The 16,050-nt window shown below is 40.7% G+C and carries 17 protein-coding genes and 1 pseudogene; 10 read left to right on the forward strand and 8 right to left on the reverse strand.

Annotated elements, in window-relative coordinates:
- Positions 1-4: 4 nt before the first annotated feature.
- The 10 genes and pseudogenes from rdgC to KQP93_RS10460 all read left to right on the forward strand — a co-directional run.
- A pseudogene (gene rdgC, locus KQP93_RS10420) lies at positions 5-889 on the forward strand (recombination-associated protein RdgC); the annotation flags it as partial.
- Positions 866-1,153: a DNA translocase FtsK gene (locus tag KQP93_RS21585; protein ID WP_303396568.1), complete on the forward strand. Its 288-nt coding sequence runs from the start codon at positions 866-868 to the stop codon at positions 1,151-1,153. The pseudogene rdgC and the gene KQP93_RS21585, both read left to right, overlap by 24 nt.
- A 10-nt stretch (positions 1,154-1,163) precedes the next feature.
- Complete coding sequence (gene ssb / locus KQP93_RS10425) at positions 1,164-1,808, forward strand: single-stranded DNA-binding protein (protein WP_217874317.1); 645 nt, start codon at positions 1,164-1,166, stop codon at positions 1,806-1,808.
- Positions 1,809-1,818: 10 nt separating this feature from the next.
- Positions 1,819-2,451, forward strand: a complete 633-nt coding sequence (locus KQP93_RS10430; RefSeq protein ID WP_217874318.1) for an MT-A70 family methyltransferase — start codon at positions 1,819-1,821, stop codon at positions 2,449-2,451.
- Positions 2,448-3,299 (forward strand): hypothetical protein, encoded by an 852-nt coding sequence (locus KQP93_RS10435; protein ID WP_217874319.1) that lies wholly within the window; start codon positions 2,448-2,450, stop codon positions 3,297-3,299. Before KQP93_RS10430 ends, KQP93_RS10435 begins: the two co-directional genes overlap by 4 nt.
- A gap of 75 nt (positions 3,300-3,374) precedes the next feature.
- A complete protein-coding gene (locus KQP93_RS10440) occupies positions 3,375-3,734 on the forward strand; it encodes a hypothetical protein (RefSeq protein ID WP_217874320.1) in 360 nt (119 codons plus the stop codon).
- A complete protein-coding gene (locus KQP93_RS10445; protein WP_217874321.1) occupies positions 3,731-4,027 on the forward strand; it encodes a hypothetical protein in 297 nt (98 codons plus the stop codon). Before KQP93_RS10440 ends, KQP93_RS10445 begins: the two co-directional genes overlap by 4 nt.
- Before the next feature lie 7 nt (positions 4,028-4,034).
- Positions 4,035-4,322 (forward strand): hypothetical protein, encoded by a 288-nt coding sequence (locus tag KQP93_RS10450; protein WP_217874322.1) that lies wholly within the window; start codon positions 4,035-4,037, stop codon positions 4,320-4,322.
- Positions 4,319-4,540, forward strand: a complete 222-nt coding sequence (locus tag KQP93_RS10455; RefSeq protein ID WP_217874323.1) for a hypothetical protein — start codon at positions 4,319-4,321, stop codon at positions 4,538-4,540. The genes KQP93_RS10450 and KQP93_RS10455 overlap by 4 nt, the downstream gene beginning before the upstream one ends.
- A 174-nt stretch (positions 4,541-4,714) precedes the next feature.
- Positions 4,715-5,710 (forward strand): recombinase, encoded by a 996-nt coding sequence (locus KQP93_RS10460; RefSeq protein ID WP_217874324.1) that lies wholly within the window; start codon positions 4,715-4,717, stop codon positions 5,708-5,710.
- Positions 5,711-6,137: 427 nt separating this feature from the next.
- On the opposite strand, the gene KQP93_RS10465 is transcribed toward KQP93_RS10460, so the two are convergent.
- The 8 genes from KQP93_RS10465 to lrp form a co-directional block, all read right to left on the reverse strand.
- Positions 6,138-6,470 (reverse strand): hypothetical protein, encoded by a 333-nt coding sequence (locus KQP93_RS10465; RefSeq protein WP_217874325.1) that lies wholly within the window; start codon positions 6,468-6,470, stop codon positions 6,138-6,140.
- 1,280 nt (positions 6,471-7,750) lie between these two features.
- Complete coding sequence (locus KQP93_RS10470; RefSeq protein ID WP_217874326.1) at positions 7,751-9,073, reverse strand: ABC1 kinase family protein; 1,323 nt, start codon at positions 9,071-9,073, stop codon at positions 7,751-7,753.
- Positions 9,074-9,213: 140 nt separating this feature from the next.
- The gene (gene serS / locus KQP93_RS10475) at positions 9,214-10,518 is read right to left on the reverse strand and encodes a serine--tRNA ligase (protein WP_166340717.1); all 1,305 of its coding nucleotides are present in this window, start codon (positions 10,516-10,518) and stop codon (positions 9,214-9,216) included.
- A gap of 9 nt (positions 10,519-10,527) precedes the next feature.
- Positions 10,528-10,914 (reverse strand): fluoride efflux transporter CrcB, encoded by a 387-nt coding sequence (gene crcB / locus KQP93_RS10480; RefSeq protein ID WP_082389253.1) that lies wholly within the window; start codon positions 10,912-10,914, stop codon positions 10,528-10,530.
- Positions 10,907-12,244, reverse strand: a complete 1,338-nt coding sequence (locus KQP93_RS10485) for a replication-associated recombination protein A (RefSeq protein ID WP_217874327.1) — start codon at positions 12,242-12,244, stop codon at positions 10,907-10,909. The genes crcB and KQP93_RS10485 overlap by 8 nt, the downstream gene beginning before the upstream one ends.
- Before the next feature lie 3 nt (positions 12,245-12,247).
- Entirely contained in the window at positions 12,248-12,874 is a 627-nt protein-coding gene (gene lolA, locus KQP93_RS10490; protein WP_217874328.1) for an outer membrane lipoprotein chaperone LolA, read from the reverse strand.
- Positions 12,874-15,366: a DNA translocase FtsK gene (locus KQP93_RS10495; RefSeq protein ID WP_217874329.1), complete on the reverse strand. Its 2,493-nt coding sequence runs from the start codon at positions 15,364-15,366 to the stop codon at positions 12,874-12,876. Before KQP93_RS10495 ends, lolA begins: the two co-directional genes overlap by 1 nt.
- A gap of 141 nt (positions 15,367-15,507) precedes the next feature.
- Positions 15,508-15,987: a leucine-responsive transcriptional regulator Lrp gene (gene lrp / locus KQP93_RS10500; RefSeq protein WP_054552971.1), complete on the reverse strand. Its 480-nt coding sequence runs from the start codon at positions 15,985-15,987 to the stop codon at positions 15,508-15,510.
- Positions 15,988-16,050 lie beyond the last annotated feature (63 nt).

Genomic DNA, 16,050 nt, shown 5'->3' on the forward strand with positions numbered 1-16,050 from the left:
TTTTATGCTTTTTTCAAATTTAATAATTTATAAATTCAAGCAAGAAATTGAGTTCAATAATGAACAATTCAACGAAGCACTTGAGCAAGATATGTTTCGTCATTGTGGTGAACAAGAGTTGTCAACTTTAGGTTGGACTAAAGCTTTTGGGAAGCATGGTGAAGCACTATGCCACTTTTCAAATCGCAAAATCCTAGTGTGCGCTAAACGTGAAGAAAAAGTCCTTCCAGCGGCTGTGATTAATGAAATAGTTGCCGAAAAAATTGAGCAAATTGAACTTGAGGAAAATCGCACAGTTAAGAAGAAAGAACGTGACGAACTAAAAGAAAACACTTTGCACACGTTGCTACCTCAAGCGTTTACTAAATCAAGCCTACAATACGCATTCATTGATATGGACAGCGGTTTATTAGTGGTTAACAGCGCTAGTTTTGGAAAGGCTGAAGAGCTCACCGCCCTATTGCGTAAGTCACTTGGCACCCTGCCAATAGTTCCAGCATTTGGCGAATTTGATTTGGATGTCTTTCTTACTGATTGGTTAACTAACTTTTCTACCCCTGCCAACTTCTCAATTGGCGCAGATGCCGAAATGCAAGAGGCAGACGATAGTGGCGCAATTGTAAAACTGAAAGGCCATGACTTACAAGGTGACGAAATTAAAGCTCATTTAGATTTGGGTAAGCGAGTAACAAAACTAGCTCTTAACTGGAAAGACCGTATCAAGTTTAACTTCCAAAATGATGGTGCCATCAAACAAGTCGGCTATTCAGACACACTGAAAGAAGAAAACGCTGATATTCCTGCTGAAGATATGCCAATTAAGTTAGATGCAGACTTCATTTTAATTGCAAGTGAATTGGTCGAAATGGTGACCGAGCTTACAAATGGCGGCCTTGTTAATGGGTTCCCTGAAGATCAAGACGATTCTAACGAATCATTGCTCTCAAAATTTCAAGACAACAATGGCAATGATGAATTCTATGCCGAAGCAGTTAATTTTGTTCAAAAGTCTCAGCACGCATCTGTCTCACGTCTTCAGCGTAAATTTCGAATTGGCTATAACCGAGCTGCTCGATTAGTTGAACAGCTTGAAGCAAACGGCATCATCACCGCGCCTGGTCATAACGGCGCTCGAGAAGTATTAGTTAAGTAAGGGGTAAACCATGGCTCGCGGAGTTAATAAAGTAATCTTAGTAGGCAACTTAGGCCAAGATCCTGAAGTGCGTTACATGCCTAATGGCAATGGCGTGGCAAATATCAGTGTGGCTACAACTGATAGCTGGAAGGACAAAAATACAGGTCAATTGCAAGAGCGCACAGAATGGCATCGCGTCATTTTGTTCGGGAAACTTGCTGAAGTAGCCGGTGAATACTTACGTAAAGGTTCACAGGTTTACATTGAAGGTCGCTTGCAAACTCGCAAATGGACCGACCAATCAGGCCAAGAAAAATTCACAACAGAAATCGTTGTCGACATGGGCGGGCAGATGCAGATGCTTGGTGGCCGTAGTAACGATCAACATCAAGGAACTGGCTATCAAGGTGGTGGTTATCAGGGCGGTCATCAACAAGGCGGATATCAAGGTGGACAGCAACAAAGAAGTCACCATCAAGGCGGACAACAGAACAATCAACGTCAAAGCAATGCTCGTAATAACAATTCGCAAGGTGGATATGCCCCTAAACCGCAACAATCACAGCAGTACGGCGGACCTCAAAACCCTATGGAGCCACCTATAGATTTTGATGATGATATCCCATTCGCGCCCATCGGCTTGCAGTACCCTGCTCTATTGATGTGTATGTAAGGAAGGCCCCATGTTTGAACAATTTAAAGGCAATAAATTCAACCTTATATACGCTGATCCCGCTTGGTCATTCAGCAATAAAAAGACAGGTGGAAGCATGACAAGCGGTGCTAAGCATCAATACAAGTCGACAATGACTGTAGATGAAATCAAAGCAATGCCTATAGATGACATTGCAGCCGACGATTGCATATTGGTTCTGTGGTATGTCGGCGCAATGCCACAAGAAGCCTTAGACGTTGTGAAAGCATGGGGATTCACACTTAAAAATATGAATGGCTTCGTATGGAACAAGCTCACTGTAAATAACATTCCATTTTTTGGTATGGGCTTTTGGACTCGCGGTGGGAGCGAGTCAGCCATTATCGCAATTAAAGGAAAACCGAAAGTTGCAAGCCATTCAGTTAGAGCCGTGGGTCACTACGATCCTGAAAGCTTAGATGAAGTTTTGAAGCACACAATATTTAGCGGTGCTTTTAAGGTGGGACAGCATAGCGAAAAGCCAAACGAGTTTAGAGAGGCGTGCGTAGAGCTCGCAGGTGACGTGCCTCGTATCGAGTTATTTTCTCGTAAGCGTGTTAAAGGCTGGTCTGTTTGGGGTAATGAAGTGGGAAAATTAAATAAGAAGGCGAAAGCGGCATGACTAGATATAAAGTTGAAGAGCTAAAAGAAAAGGCTGTAACAGAAAGAGATCTTCTAATTTTGGGCACTATTGAAGAAAAATCTAAAGCGCCTCACTCTTCATTTGAGCAGATAGCGTTAAAGTTGAATAGCTGTGTTCAACAGGTAGCAAGCTTGTACCATCACTACCTAAGAGGACATATTCTCTGGCTTAACTTTGAAGAGGAAAAACTCCAAGAACTATTCCATAGAGGCTTAAGCGATCAAGAAATAGCTAACGAAATGACAATTAAGTCAACTCAGGTTCAATCAAGACGAAAAAAACTAGGATTGAACCGCCTTAGAAGAATAGAAAATGAAGAGTTGTTTATACATCAATTAAACAAGTGCATAAACAATAAACTTACAATTGAAGAAGCCGCAAATCAATTGAGCTGTTCTAAATCAAACGTTATCAATTACTGTAAAAAACATGGCTTATCTTTCAGGAAGTATGGAAGTGATAATCACCTTTCAAAGGTAAATTCATATGATCGTGCACTTATTTGTACTCTTAGAGATATAGGCTATCAACCTGAACATATCTCAAAGGTGGTAGATCACAGCCTAAACACAATTTACGCAGTTCTATATTACACACCTTCAACTGAAACCGTAGACCTATCTCAAAATGATAGAGCAATGAAACTACTCAATTGTGAAATACATGCAGGGCATTACCTTACACCTGCAGAAATAGAACTATTTAATAAAGATGGTATCGATGCATATATTTCGAAAACAGGAAGTACTGAAGCAGCAGCTTTGATGGCTTTTGTGTATCGAAACAAACAAAGAAAGTGTGAAATTATTCATGAAACCACAAGTTAAACGCCGAGCGCATAACTGGTTTGCGCTTAAACCTAAAAAGGCTGCAAAGCTTGATGATAAAGGAAAAACAAACCAATGACAGATCATCTTACTGAACTATTTAAGAAAGGTTGCAAAGTTAGTTTTTCTGCAAACGTTGTTGATACAGAAAAAGCCATTAATTTCTTTGCTGACATGTATAAAAAAGAGGAGGAAATAAATAGCGCCTCAGGGCTGCACGTTTGCGCCCTTAACTTCAGAAGCTTTGAGTCAGAAAAATTAAAGGAGCTAGTGATGATTACGCTACTTGATAAGGCTATCCAATCAGGCAATTTTGACTATCTTTTTGCCTGTAAAAATCTGTTGGAAGGTGGTGACTTATTGGATTTTGGCGATCAGATACAGATCAGCGAACATGAGTTTTTAATCATTCCTGCAAAAGAGGTAGAGCCATGAAAAAACGACCAACTTGCAAACAGTATTTAACTCATCTATTTCGACAGATGCGAATAGCAATGCCTGATAAGCCAGGTGAACCTGTGAAGCTATTTCAGCTTTACATGAATGATGTAATGACAGAGCCAAAGATACGAATCTACTACAGCACAGTGAATGGACGCACTTATTACGATATGGAAATACCAGACCAAGACGAAGATTTTACAGAGCGTTTAGAGATAGTGGCAGGACATATTAATAGTGCCATCTATTTGGCTGCAAACCCGATTGATAACAAGAAAACAGCATAGGTGATTAATGGCTTATATATGTAGCAAGTGTAAAAAACAGCTTGAAAGCCATGAAGCGTATGAATATCGAGGCGCTGTAGCTTGTGAAGATCATTTTGATGAAGTTATTGAAATGCGCGATTTTGAACGCAACGAGATTATTCAACAAGAGCATAACAAAACCAAAGTGTTTAAAGGTCTTGATCTGACTGATAGCGCTATTGGCAATGCCAATAAAAAGCTATTAAAACCAAACATTGAAATTGCTAGCAAAGAAAGCCAGCGATTAAAAAATTATGAGAGAGGTGATTCATGAATAAGCCAAAGTTAATGAAAGCTAGGAAATGGGCTGAACAACACTTTTCGCCCGAGTCTATGCCTAATCAGCGATGCTTGCGTAACTGGGTAATTGAAGGCACAGTGAAAGGCGAACTAATTGGCCCTGGTCAACATGCATATATTTATGATGACCAAGTACCGGGGTCAATCAGTAAGGCACATTCAATAGCACTTGATTTAGCGGCGAACAGTTAAATGGCACCAAGGAAACGAAATAACAATAATAGGGATCTTCCGCCCTATTTATACTTTGAAAGCGGTAAAGGCTACCGATTAACGCTTACTAATGGCGAGCGCAAAGTTATCAGTAAGAATAGAACGGAAGCTATAATAATAGCAACTGAGTACAACCGCTTAAAACGTGCTTCAATGCTTGATGTGATTTTGTCTAGTGATAGTAAATCGTCACCGCTTGCTGAGCACTGCGATGCGATTCTTGAACGCATGATCACAGACAAAGAGCCAGGCAAAAGCCTACTTTCAACATGGAATAACGATATGACGCGCGTTAAAGGTTTCTTTAGCATGCCTGGCAACCAAATTGATCTTGGCACAGTGACTGACTATATGGACGAATTTCACGGCAAGGCCAGCAACAACGTATATAATCGCAAGTTAGGCTTTTTGGAATTAGTATTTGACTATGCTAAAGACATTGGAGAAATGAAAGAAAATCCAGCTAAGCTTAAAATTAAACGACCAAAAGAAGCTAAAAAGCGTAAGGCGCTTGATGTTAAGTCTTTTACATTGATCCGTGAGGCTGCCCCGCTCTGGCTTAAAACCGCAATGGATTTAACACTGCAAACAACACATGCAGTTTTAGAAATATCACGAATCGAGTACAAGATAAAAAAAGCCGAGCAAGGCCGATGTGGTTGTATTTGGTATGACGAACCAACTATCGTTGCTGGTGATGTTATTTATGGTGAAATAGCTATTCACCGCCAAAAAACCCATAAGGCCGAAGCCTCACATGTAGTTATACCAATAGGCCAAACCATCAAAGACATTATCGACACCAGTCGAGATAATATAGCTTCACCTTATGTTGTTCATAAGTTGCCTAAGAGTCGGTCCAACCCAATGAGCAAAGAGGTAAAACATATCACTCAGATAGTTAGCCACAATATAAGTCGAGAATTTTCAAATGTCCGAGATCAGCTTGGTTTGTTTTCAAATTTACCAAAAGAAGAACGACCAACTTACCATGAAATTAGAGGTATGGCCGCACGCTTAATTGAAGCACAAGGCATCAGCCCTCAGGAAAGAATGGGCCATTCAGACAGTAAATCGACAAAGATATATACAAGCTATGGAAAGGGTATTGAGTGGGTTCAAGTTCCTCACATCAAAGTACAGATCTAACAAGGTTTTTATATAAAAAGCTGTGGTAAAATAGAACCTAAGTTATTGATTTAATTAAATACGCCAAATGCGATTTTTTCACTTAATACACTGTTTAAAAGTACAGTTAAAACAAATAAAACCCTTTTAATACAGTGCCTTACCTAGTTCCAGCTTGTTAACATGGGGTGTCAGGGGTCGCAGGTTCAAATCCTGCTATGCCGACCATCTTTTCCCCCTTTATATCAAATAGATATACAAAATCACTTTTATATTAGAAACTGCTAATTTGTAAAAGTTTTGTATTAGTTTTGCATTAGCAATTGTGAACCCCCCCCCTTTTCTAGCACGTAAATGAAATAACTTTTTCTAATGAAAACTTAAAACCCAAACTGAGCTTTTAGAGCACTCTTATTCATTTAAAAAAGCCAGCAGAGCTGGCTTTAATTCATAACGAGTCAAAAAACGCGTTAACTGATTTATCAAACAAATGATAAAAATAAAGAAATTGTCCAGTGTTGAGAATATGCGATTGCACCAATTGCTTGAACTGTTTCAATAAGCAGAAATTACAACTGAAAAACACGTTCGTAGCTGGGCGCATCTCCTCAGGTAGTGCTTGTATAAAAGAGTCGCTAACAACTATAAACTCTTGCTGAGCTACATAATTTCTTACGTAATAAATGTAATCATTATTTTGCTCATATAAAGCAATACATTCTTCATCATTAGCAACTGCAGGACGCTTCTGAAATAGTTCCACAACGTTTGAGTTAGTCATATTCATCTCCAAAAAGTTTGTCTTCGAAAATAAATACGAGCTACTTATGCAAAATTTGTATTGTCTGCTGATTTATTATTTTTTGATCGGCTGAGAAAAAACAAACTTTATGGAAAATAAAAAGCTTAATGGTGCTTGCGGAAATAGGCGAGAACCTTAAAATTACTCTCTCTAATTGGTTCAATGCAGTTGAGTCAACTTAAGCTTTAAAATGGTAATCAATATTGAACTTCAAATTTAAAAAAAACTGGCTTACACCAATGTTTGTCATAACACTTCTTTTCTCATTGGTATCTTTGGTATCTACATATTACTTTCATGATACGGAATCCATAAAGATAAAAGCCGCGCTGTTTGTATCTCCAATTTTTTACTTATGTGCAGTCTACTATTTCTCTTACCTAGTTATTACACCCAATGAAATTGTAATTGAGGGTAATAAAATAAATATTGATGGGAAAACTCATTCATTAGGTGGTAATTCGAAATGTTACGTGTACTTTGATAAGCCTATACGCGCTTCTGAAGTACTACAGGCCGAATTTGAAATTTTACTCGAGAATGAAAAACCAATAACTACATCTTGCTTTTATGATTTTGATTTTGATGAAAGTGACTTTATAACTCACTACGCAGATTGTGAGGCCGTTTTTGCACATTCAAAGGTGTTTGATTAAAGTTTTAGACTCTAGATGGGCTACATAGTTTCTTACGCAATATATGTAGCTATCATTTTGTTCATATAAAGCAATATATTCTTCATCATTAGCAACTGCAGGACGCTTCTGAAATAGTTCCACAACGTGTGAGTTAGTCATATTCATCTCCAAAAAGTTTGTCTTCGAAAATAAATACGAGCTACTTATGCAAAATTTGCATTGTCTGCCGCTTCTTATTTGTAATTAAAATTACATAGAGTAAATATAATGGAAAATGAGAAGTTACAATGTAACTCATTGGGTGTCTGCAAACTCTGGGAAGTCCATCTATTCTTTATCAAGATACAGTTATTACTTTCTCCATAGTTTCTTGAACAAAGTATCAGCTTATTAAAGCAATATGCACTTGTCCTATTGATGCCGCAGCAAATGACCTGAGTTCAAAAATTTAATTGCTGAGCACTCTGAAAATTTAGCAACAATATCAAATCAAATAAGTTTAAAACTTGCCCCATATTGATAGACGGCAATTGCCTAGTTTCACAATGTTTCAATCGTCAAATAGAGCAATTACGTTAACTCCTTAAAGGCTTGAATTGAGCTCCCCAAAACCCCGCTCAATTATTTATCACTCTGTACTTCAAACTCCTTAAAAATACTGTTCACATTCACTTTTGCGCCTAGCTTTGCAGCGATTAAAAACAGGCCTGCTAGTTTTCTGTGTACGAACAGGGCATCTACGGGTGGTGCGTGCCAATGCTCTGAGGCTGTGCTCATTTTTAGGCCGAGTTCTTTAATGCGTTTTGGTAAGTCGCTATTCGCAAAGTCATACTCACCTTGGTGGCGCAGTGGCTCGCAGGCGAGTAGAAATATATCGACGACATTATCTATATATTCTTGAGCAAGCCCTTGTTGAAAATAGCCAATTTGCTGTGCAGCTGTTGCAACATCTGCCCTATCATTATTAATCGCACCAGATAATAACTGTAAGTAGCCATCACTAATATGCTGAGGTAGTTCGCGGGTGGCGCCAAAGTCTAAAAGTACTAAGCGTTGATTGTCGATTTGATATTGATAATTGGCAAAGTTTGGATCTGTTTGAACTAGTTTAAAGCTAAATAATTCACGTAAAAATAGGCTGAGTAACTGTTCAACCGCTTTATTACGTAGCGCTTGATGTGTGTTTACTAGTTCATCTAGCTCTTGTCCTTCAACAAAACTCATTACTAAAACTTGAGAAGAACTAAGCGAATCTACCACATTGGGAGTCAGGTAATTGTCATCCCCCTTTAAACACTCGCTGTAGCGTTTTAAATAATTAGCTTCTAATTCGTAGTCAGCTTCGTTTATAAGCTGCTGTTTTGCTTCATCGATAAGAGGCTGTATTTCTACCTCTTTGGGTAGCAAACCACTGAGCCTTAGTAGATAAGCGAGATTATCAACATCACTGGCAATGCCTTTTGCAATACCTGGGTATTGCACTTTAACTGCTAACTTTTCGCCCGATTCGCGGTAAGCAATATGCACTTGCCCTATTGATGCCGCAGCAAATGGTCTAAGTTCAAAATGCGATAATTGCTCTAACCACGCATCACCCCAATGCTCTCGCATTACTTTAACTAGCTGCTTTTGCGGCATAGGTGTCGCTTCTGAACGCAGCCTTGCTAAAATTGCAGATAGCTCTGGAGTGAGTAATTCACCACTATCCATGGATAAAAGCTGCCCCAATTTCATTGCTGCGCCACGCAGATTTGCAAGCTGCTCAGCAAAGCGCTGAATATTTTTTGGCTGTAACAATAACTCTTGTCGTGATGTTTGCTTGCCTGTTGCCCATGCTTTTGTTCCTTCAAACAGCATATTACCCGCGACTTTACCAGCTAAAGAGCCAAGCCGAGCCGCCCTCGAAAACCGTGATGTTGGAACAGGTTTTTGTTTATTACTCATATTACTTCACACTATTAACTTAATGCTTTGAATACGTTGATTGCTAGAGTTTAGATCCACTTTTGTTTTTAATAGATTTTAGGCAATAAAAAGGCCGCAGGGTTTCCCGATGCGGCCTTTAAACTCAATATCATTAAGATTTATTTAATAACTTCTAAGCCACCCATGTAAGGGCGTAATACTTCTGGTACAACAATTGAGCCGTCTGCTTGTTGGTAGTTCTCTAAAATTGCTACCAGTGTACGACCAACTGCTAAACCTGAACCATTTAGTGTATGAAGTAGCTCTGGCTTTTTCTCGCCTTGACGACGGAAACGCGCTTGCATACGACGCGCTTGGAAATCAACCATGTTTGAACATGATGAGATTTCACGATAGGTGTTTTGAGCAGGTAACCATACTTCTAAATCGTAAGTTTTAGCTGCGCCAAAGCCCATATCACCCGTACATAAAATCACTTTACGGTAAGGAAGCTCTAATGCTTGTAAGATTTGCTCAGCATGACCTGTTAGCTCTTCTAGCGCTTGCATTGAATCTTCTGGTTTTACTAGTTGTACTAATTCAACTTTGTCGAATTGGTGCTGACGAATAAGACCACGTGTATCACGGCCATAGCTACCCGCTTCACTACGGAAACAAGGCGTATGCGCTGTTAAACGAATTGGTAAGTCGCTTTCGTCGTAAATTTCGTCACGAGCACTGTTTGTAAGTGGTACTTCAGCAGTAGGAATTAAGCTAAAACCAGGTTGTTGCTGACCGTCATCATCCACTAAACCTAATGTGTGGAATAAGTCACCAGCAAACTTAGGTAATTGGCTTGTGCCGTATAAGCTTGCGCTATTAACTAAGTAAGGCACATACATTTCTGTGTAGCCGTTTTTGTCTGTGTGCGTATCAAGCATGAACTGTGTAAGAGCACGGTGCATACGTGCAACTTGACCGCGCATAACAGTAAAGCGCGCACCACTGATTTTAACGCCCATTTCAAAGTCTAGGCCGTTTACGTCTTGACCAACATCAACGTGATCTTTTACTTCAAAGTCGTATGACTTAGGCGTACCCCAGGTTGAAATTTCAACGTTTTGATCTTCGTCTTCACCTACAGGTACTGATTCATCAGGTAGGTTTGGAATAGCAAGTGCAATTTGCTTAAGCTCTTCAAGTACTGCGTCTTGCTCTGCTTTAACGCTGTCTAGTTGATCGCCAAGATTACTTACTGAATCAAGCAGCTGCTGTGCTTTTTCGTGCTCGCCTTTCGCTTTTGCTTGGCCGATAGCTTTGGAACTTGCATTACGCTCGCTTTGAAGTTCTTGCGTTTTTACTTGTAATGTTTTGCGTTTTTCTTCAAGTGCAGTTACCGCTGCAGTATCAAGTTCGTAACCGCGTGATGCTAAACGTGCAGCCGCTTGTTCGATATCTTGACGTAAATATTTAGAATCTAACATGTTCGATTTTTAACCTTTTTGCATTACCAGCTGAAGGCCCAGCCAAGCCATAAATATACACACCACCACGTTTAAGGTGATATTGAGGGCCATTTTAAAAAAGTGACCTTGTTGCAAGAGCAACAACGAATCCATTGAGAATGTTGAAAAGGTGGTCAATGCACCTAAAAAGCCAATACCAATTAAGGTTTTAGCGGGGCTAACAGCGATTATTTCTTTTTCAATCAAGCCGTATAAAATGCCCATTAACAATGAACCAAGAATATTAACTGTCAATGTGCCAAAAGGGAATCCCCTACCGAGCAGTTTTAGCATGGTTTCGCTAAGAAAATAGCGTAAACATGCCCCTGAAGCGCCACCCATTGCAATCATCATGTAAAGTTTCAAACTATTCATAACGTTTAATATCACTTTGCTCGTTGCGCTGAGTTAAATAGTCCAGCTTTTGTTTTATTTTTTGTTCAAGCCCGCGGTCGGTTGGGAAGTAATACTGGCGATCATTAATAGCCTCAGGGAAATACTTTTCACCTGCAGCAAATGCACCTTCTTCATTGTGAGCATACCGATATTCGGCGCCATAACCTAAGTCTTTCATTAAGCTAGTTGGTGCATTTCGTAGATGCTCTGGCACCGGATGACTCGGCTCATTTTTAGCATCTTGCATAGCTTGATTAAATGCCATATACACAGCGTTACTTTTCGGGGCACTGGCTAAGTATATGGTGGCTTGTGCAATAGCACGCTCACCTTCACTTGGGCCAACACGTTGAAAAATATCCCACGCATTGAGTGCGACTTCCATCGCTCGCGGGTCGGCATTGCCAATATCTTCTGTAGCAATCGCTAATAAGCGCCTTGCAACATAAAGTGGGTCGCCGCCCCCTGCTAAAATACGGCAGTACCAATATAAAGCGCCATCAGGTGAACTACCTCGCACTGACTTATGAAACGCTGAAATCAAGTCGTAGAACTCATCACCGCCTTTGTCGTACTTGGCTAAATGAGTTGGCAGTACTTGGCTTAAAACATGTTGATCAACTAGGTATTTGCCCTGCTGCTCAGTGGTTAAGTCAACCGCTTGTTCTAACAGGTTAAGTACTTTACGTGCATCGCCGTCACTTGCTTGGCAAAGCGCTTGTTTAGCGTTTTCGGCAATTTCAATGTGTTTTTGGCTGAGCTCTACGTCTTGGCGTAAGGCGCGCTCAATTACATTAAATAAATCGGCTTGCTCAAGTGCTTTTAATACATATACACGGGCACGAGACAGTATCGCGTTATTAAGTGCAAATGATGGGTTTTCGGTGGTCGCGCCAACAAAAATAAACGTACCATCTTCAATATGTGGCAAAAATGCATCTTGCTGAGATTTATTAAAACGGTGTACTTCGTCAACAAACAATAAGGTGCGTTGCCCTCGCCCTGCAAGATTTGCTTTTGCTTCGCTTACTGCCTCACGAATATCTTTTACACCTGCTGTGACTGCCGACATTTGAATAAGGCTGGCATCGGCATGGTTTGCAATAATCTGCGCTAACGTGGTTTTACCAACGCCTGGCGGCCCCCACAAAATGAGGCTGTGACATCGTCCTGCAAGAATCGCTTGGTAAAGAGGTTTATCGGGGCTTAAAAGGTGCTGCTGACCTATATAGTCATTGAGTGTTTCGGGTCGCATGCGCGCCGCAAGTGGGCGCACATCAGGGCCAAAATTAAATCCGAGATTACTCAAGCCTTAATCACCTTGGCTTTGGTCGTCAACTTCAACACCTTCAGGAATAGTAAATTCAAAGGTTTGAGTTGCAAGTGCTTCGTTTACTTTAGCCTCTTTAAAAGTAAATAAAGATTGCTGACCAGAGGTATCTAGTACTGTCAGTGATGCTAGGCCTTGCTCTTTAGCATTAAAGCTAATGTCTAGTTGCTCAACTTGGCTCTCAACGCCTTTGTTTGGTGTGACGCTAAAACCTGCATCGGTTGCCACAACTTGGTATTTAGCCCATTGCTCTGGATCTTTTGAGGTCAACAATACAAACGGAGTTGAATCAATCAGGCTGTGGGTATTCATAATCGTTACTTGCTCAGCAAAGCTGTCGAAGTAATAAGTTTTGTCGCCATTTGACACAAACAAGGTATCGTCTGGGCTTTGTTGCTGCCAGCGGATCATCATAGGTTGCTGCAGGGCAATATTCCCCTCACCTTGCATGATAGCTTCGCCTTGCGAATCGGTAACCTGCTGTGAAAACTCTGCTTTAAAACTTTTAATCGCAGCCAGTTGTTGTTGCAACGCTTCGCTATCGTCTGCAAAACTTTGACCGCTTAATAAACAACCCATAATTAGGGCTAGGTATTTAATTTTTTTCATTAATTTGCTCCACCATTTGGCACTAAGACTTCGCGGGCACCGTTGTGTCCTGGTGCGCTAACAATGCCTGATGTTTCCATTTGTTCAACTAAGCGAGCTGCGCGGTTATAACCTACACGAAGCTTACGCTGTACACTCGATACCGACACTTTGCCGGTTTCAATTACAAATGATACTGCTTCATCGTAAAGCGGATCTGACTCTTCATCACCGTCTTCACTGGTTTCTCCTGGTAATAAAATTTCTTCTGTGGCATCGCCATTTAAAATTTCATCAATATAATTTGGTTTGCCACGTTTTTTCCAATCATCTACGACCGCATGAACTTCGTGGTCGTCTACAAACGCGCCATGCACACGCACTGGTACACTGGTACCTGGCGGTAAGTAAAGCATGTCACCCATACCAAGTAAGTTTTCAGCGCCTTGCTGATCTAAAATGGTACGCGAGTCAATTTTACTTGAAACTTGGAACGCCATACGGGTTGGAATATTCGCTTTTATCAAACCTGTAATTACGTCAACCGATGGGCGTTGTGTTGCTAACACTAAGTGAATACCCGCAGCACGGGCTTTTTGCGCGATACGTGCAATCAACTCTTCCACTTTTTTACCCACGATCATCATCATGTCGGCAAATTCGTCAATGACCACCACAATACTTGGTAGTTTATCTAGCTCTTCAGGGCCATCGGCCATACCGTCGGTGTCTTTAAACAGTGGATCTAGAATCGGTTGACCCGCTTCTTTGGCATCCAACACTTTTTGGTTGTAACCTTTTAAATTACGCACACCAAGTGCCGACATAAGCTTATAACGACGTTCCATTTCGCCTACACACCAACGCAATGCATTGGCTGCTTCTTTCATGTCGGTAACAACTTCACATAATAAATGTGGGATTCCTTCGTACACAGAAAGTTCAAGCATTTTCGGGTCGATCATGATCATACGAACATCATCAGGGCCCGATTTGTATAGTAAGCTTAATATCATTACATTAACGCCCACTGACTTACCTGAACCTGTGGTACCCGCAACAAGTAAATGTGGCATTTTGCCAAGGTCAGCACACACCGGCTCCCCAGCAATGTCTTTACCTAACACCATAGTCAGTGGTGATGGGTTTGATTCAAACTTAGGCGCGTTAATAACTTCGCTTAAACGCACAATTTCACGGTGTTTGTTAGGCAGCTCTAAACCAACATAGGTTTTACCCGGAATAACTTCTACTACACGCACGCTTACAGCAGACAGTGAACGCGCTAAATCTTTCGCTAGGCCAGTGATTTTAGCTACTTTAATACCCGGCGCTAAATCAAGCTCAAAGCGCGTTACAACCGGACCTGGGTAAACACCCACAACCGCAGCTTGAATGTTAAAATCAAGTAATTTGGTTTCAACTAGACGCGAAATACCATCAAGCTCTTCTTGAGATAATGGGTTTTTCGCTTTATCTGGGCGGTCTAATAAATCAAGTGATGGTAACGGGTTTGTAGGCGGCTGCTCTTCAAGCAGTGCTTCAAACTTTTCTTTTGCCGTTGGTGGTGGCTCATATGCAGGTTTTGGTTTAGGCATAGGGCGCGCAGGCGAAACAACCGTTGTGACAGGTTTTTCGGGCTCAACAACTGGGCTCTGATCAAGCGCATTCAGTGCCGATACGGTATCGAATGATTCATCATCAAGGGCACTAAAACCAATTTCTTGGTCAAGAATATCATCAAGCTCATCAAAGCCTTTAAAGTCATCATCGGCTTTTTCAGCAGGCTTTTGCTGTGCTTTAGCTGGCTTTGGCTCTTCTTCATCAGCATCATTAAAGCTAATAGCTGGCTCGTTTTCTGGCTCTACAAAGTTAGCGTCTGGCTCTGTAGTGGCAATATCTTTAACGGCTTCTTTTTCACGATGCAGCCACGCAGAAAATTGCTCACGTAAAAAGTAAAATGCTTTCATTACCCACTTGCCGACAAAATCGACAAATTGCACCCACGAAATACCGGTTAATAGGGTTAAACCAGCAAAGAAAAAACACAGTAATAAAATTGAGGTGCCGGTAAAATTAAAGGTTGGCATCATTGCTGTAGCAATAACATCCCCCACTACCCCACCAGATGAAAAGTTATAAATATCATCAAAATTAATGCTGCTGATGGCCGTTGCTGAAGTAATAAACAGCGCAAAACCAATAACACGTAAGGCAAGCGTGGTGTAATCAAGCTGGAAAATACGGTGTGGCTGTTTAAACAATAAATAACCGAACAATTGAATAGCAACAGGCACTAAATAAGCAAGCCAGCCAAAAGTGAGTAATAGGATATCTGCAACCCAAGCTCCCGCTGTGCCGGTAATATTCTTAACATTAACAAATTCACCGGTTTGCGACCATGAAGGGTCCGCAGGATCAAAACTGATTAATGCACATAAAATAAATACTGCAGCAAAGGTGCTGATGATTAGCCCCGTTTCTAACAGTCTTTGAACACCATTTAGGCGCATAGCTCCCTATTCCTTATTATTCTTTACTGATCGATTAGCAGTGAAATACCTTAGCAGGAAATGCCGTTTGATGCACTTTATCTTAGCCTTGATGGACTGATAATGAACAAGTTTTTGTTACTCAATATGTATTTTAACAGTTTAGGCAATATATGGGCGAATAATGACCCCTTCTTCACCTTTTACTTCTTCCATTACCACATAAGTTCGGCTTTCACTGACATTTGGTAGTTTTAGTAGAATATCACCCAGTACATTTCGATATTCCGACATATCATTTACACGTGTTTTTAATAGAAAATCGAAATTACCCGACACTAGATGGCATTCAATTATTTCGTCGTGCTTTTTAACCGCAGCGTTGAACTCTTCAAAAACATCTGGTGAGGTTTTGGTGATGGTTACTTCTACATAAACCGACAAACCTTGGCCAAGTTTAGCAGGATCCACTACTGCTTTATATCCGAGTATATAACCCTCTCTTTCGAGCTTTTTTACCCGCTCCAAACAAGGGGTGGCACTTAGCCCTACACGCCTTGCCAGCTCTACGTTAGAGATCCGACCATCGAGCTGTAATTCCATTAAAATTTTACGGTCTATTCTGTCGAGTAATTGATGCATAAGCCAAACCAGAGTTTTGCACTGTTTAAAATATATTTTTAGATTATATCACTAGATTACCAC

The organism is Pseudoalteromonas shioyasakiensis (assembly GCF_019134595.1).
In the GTDB taxonomy this organism is placed as follows: domain Bacteria; phylum Pseudomonadota; class Gammaproteobacteria; order Enterobacterales; family Alteromonadaceae; genus Pseudoalteromonas; species Pseudoalteromonas shioyasakiensis_A.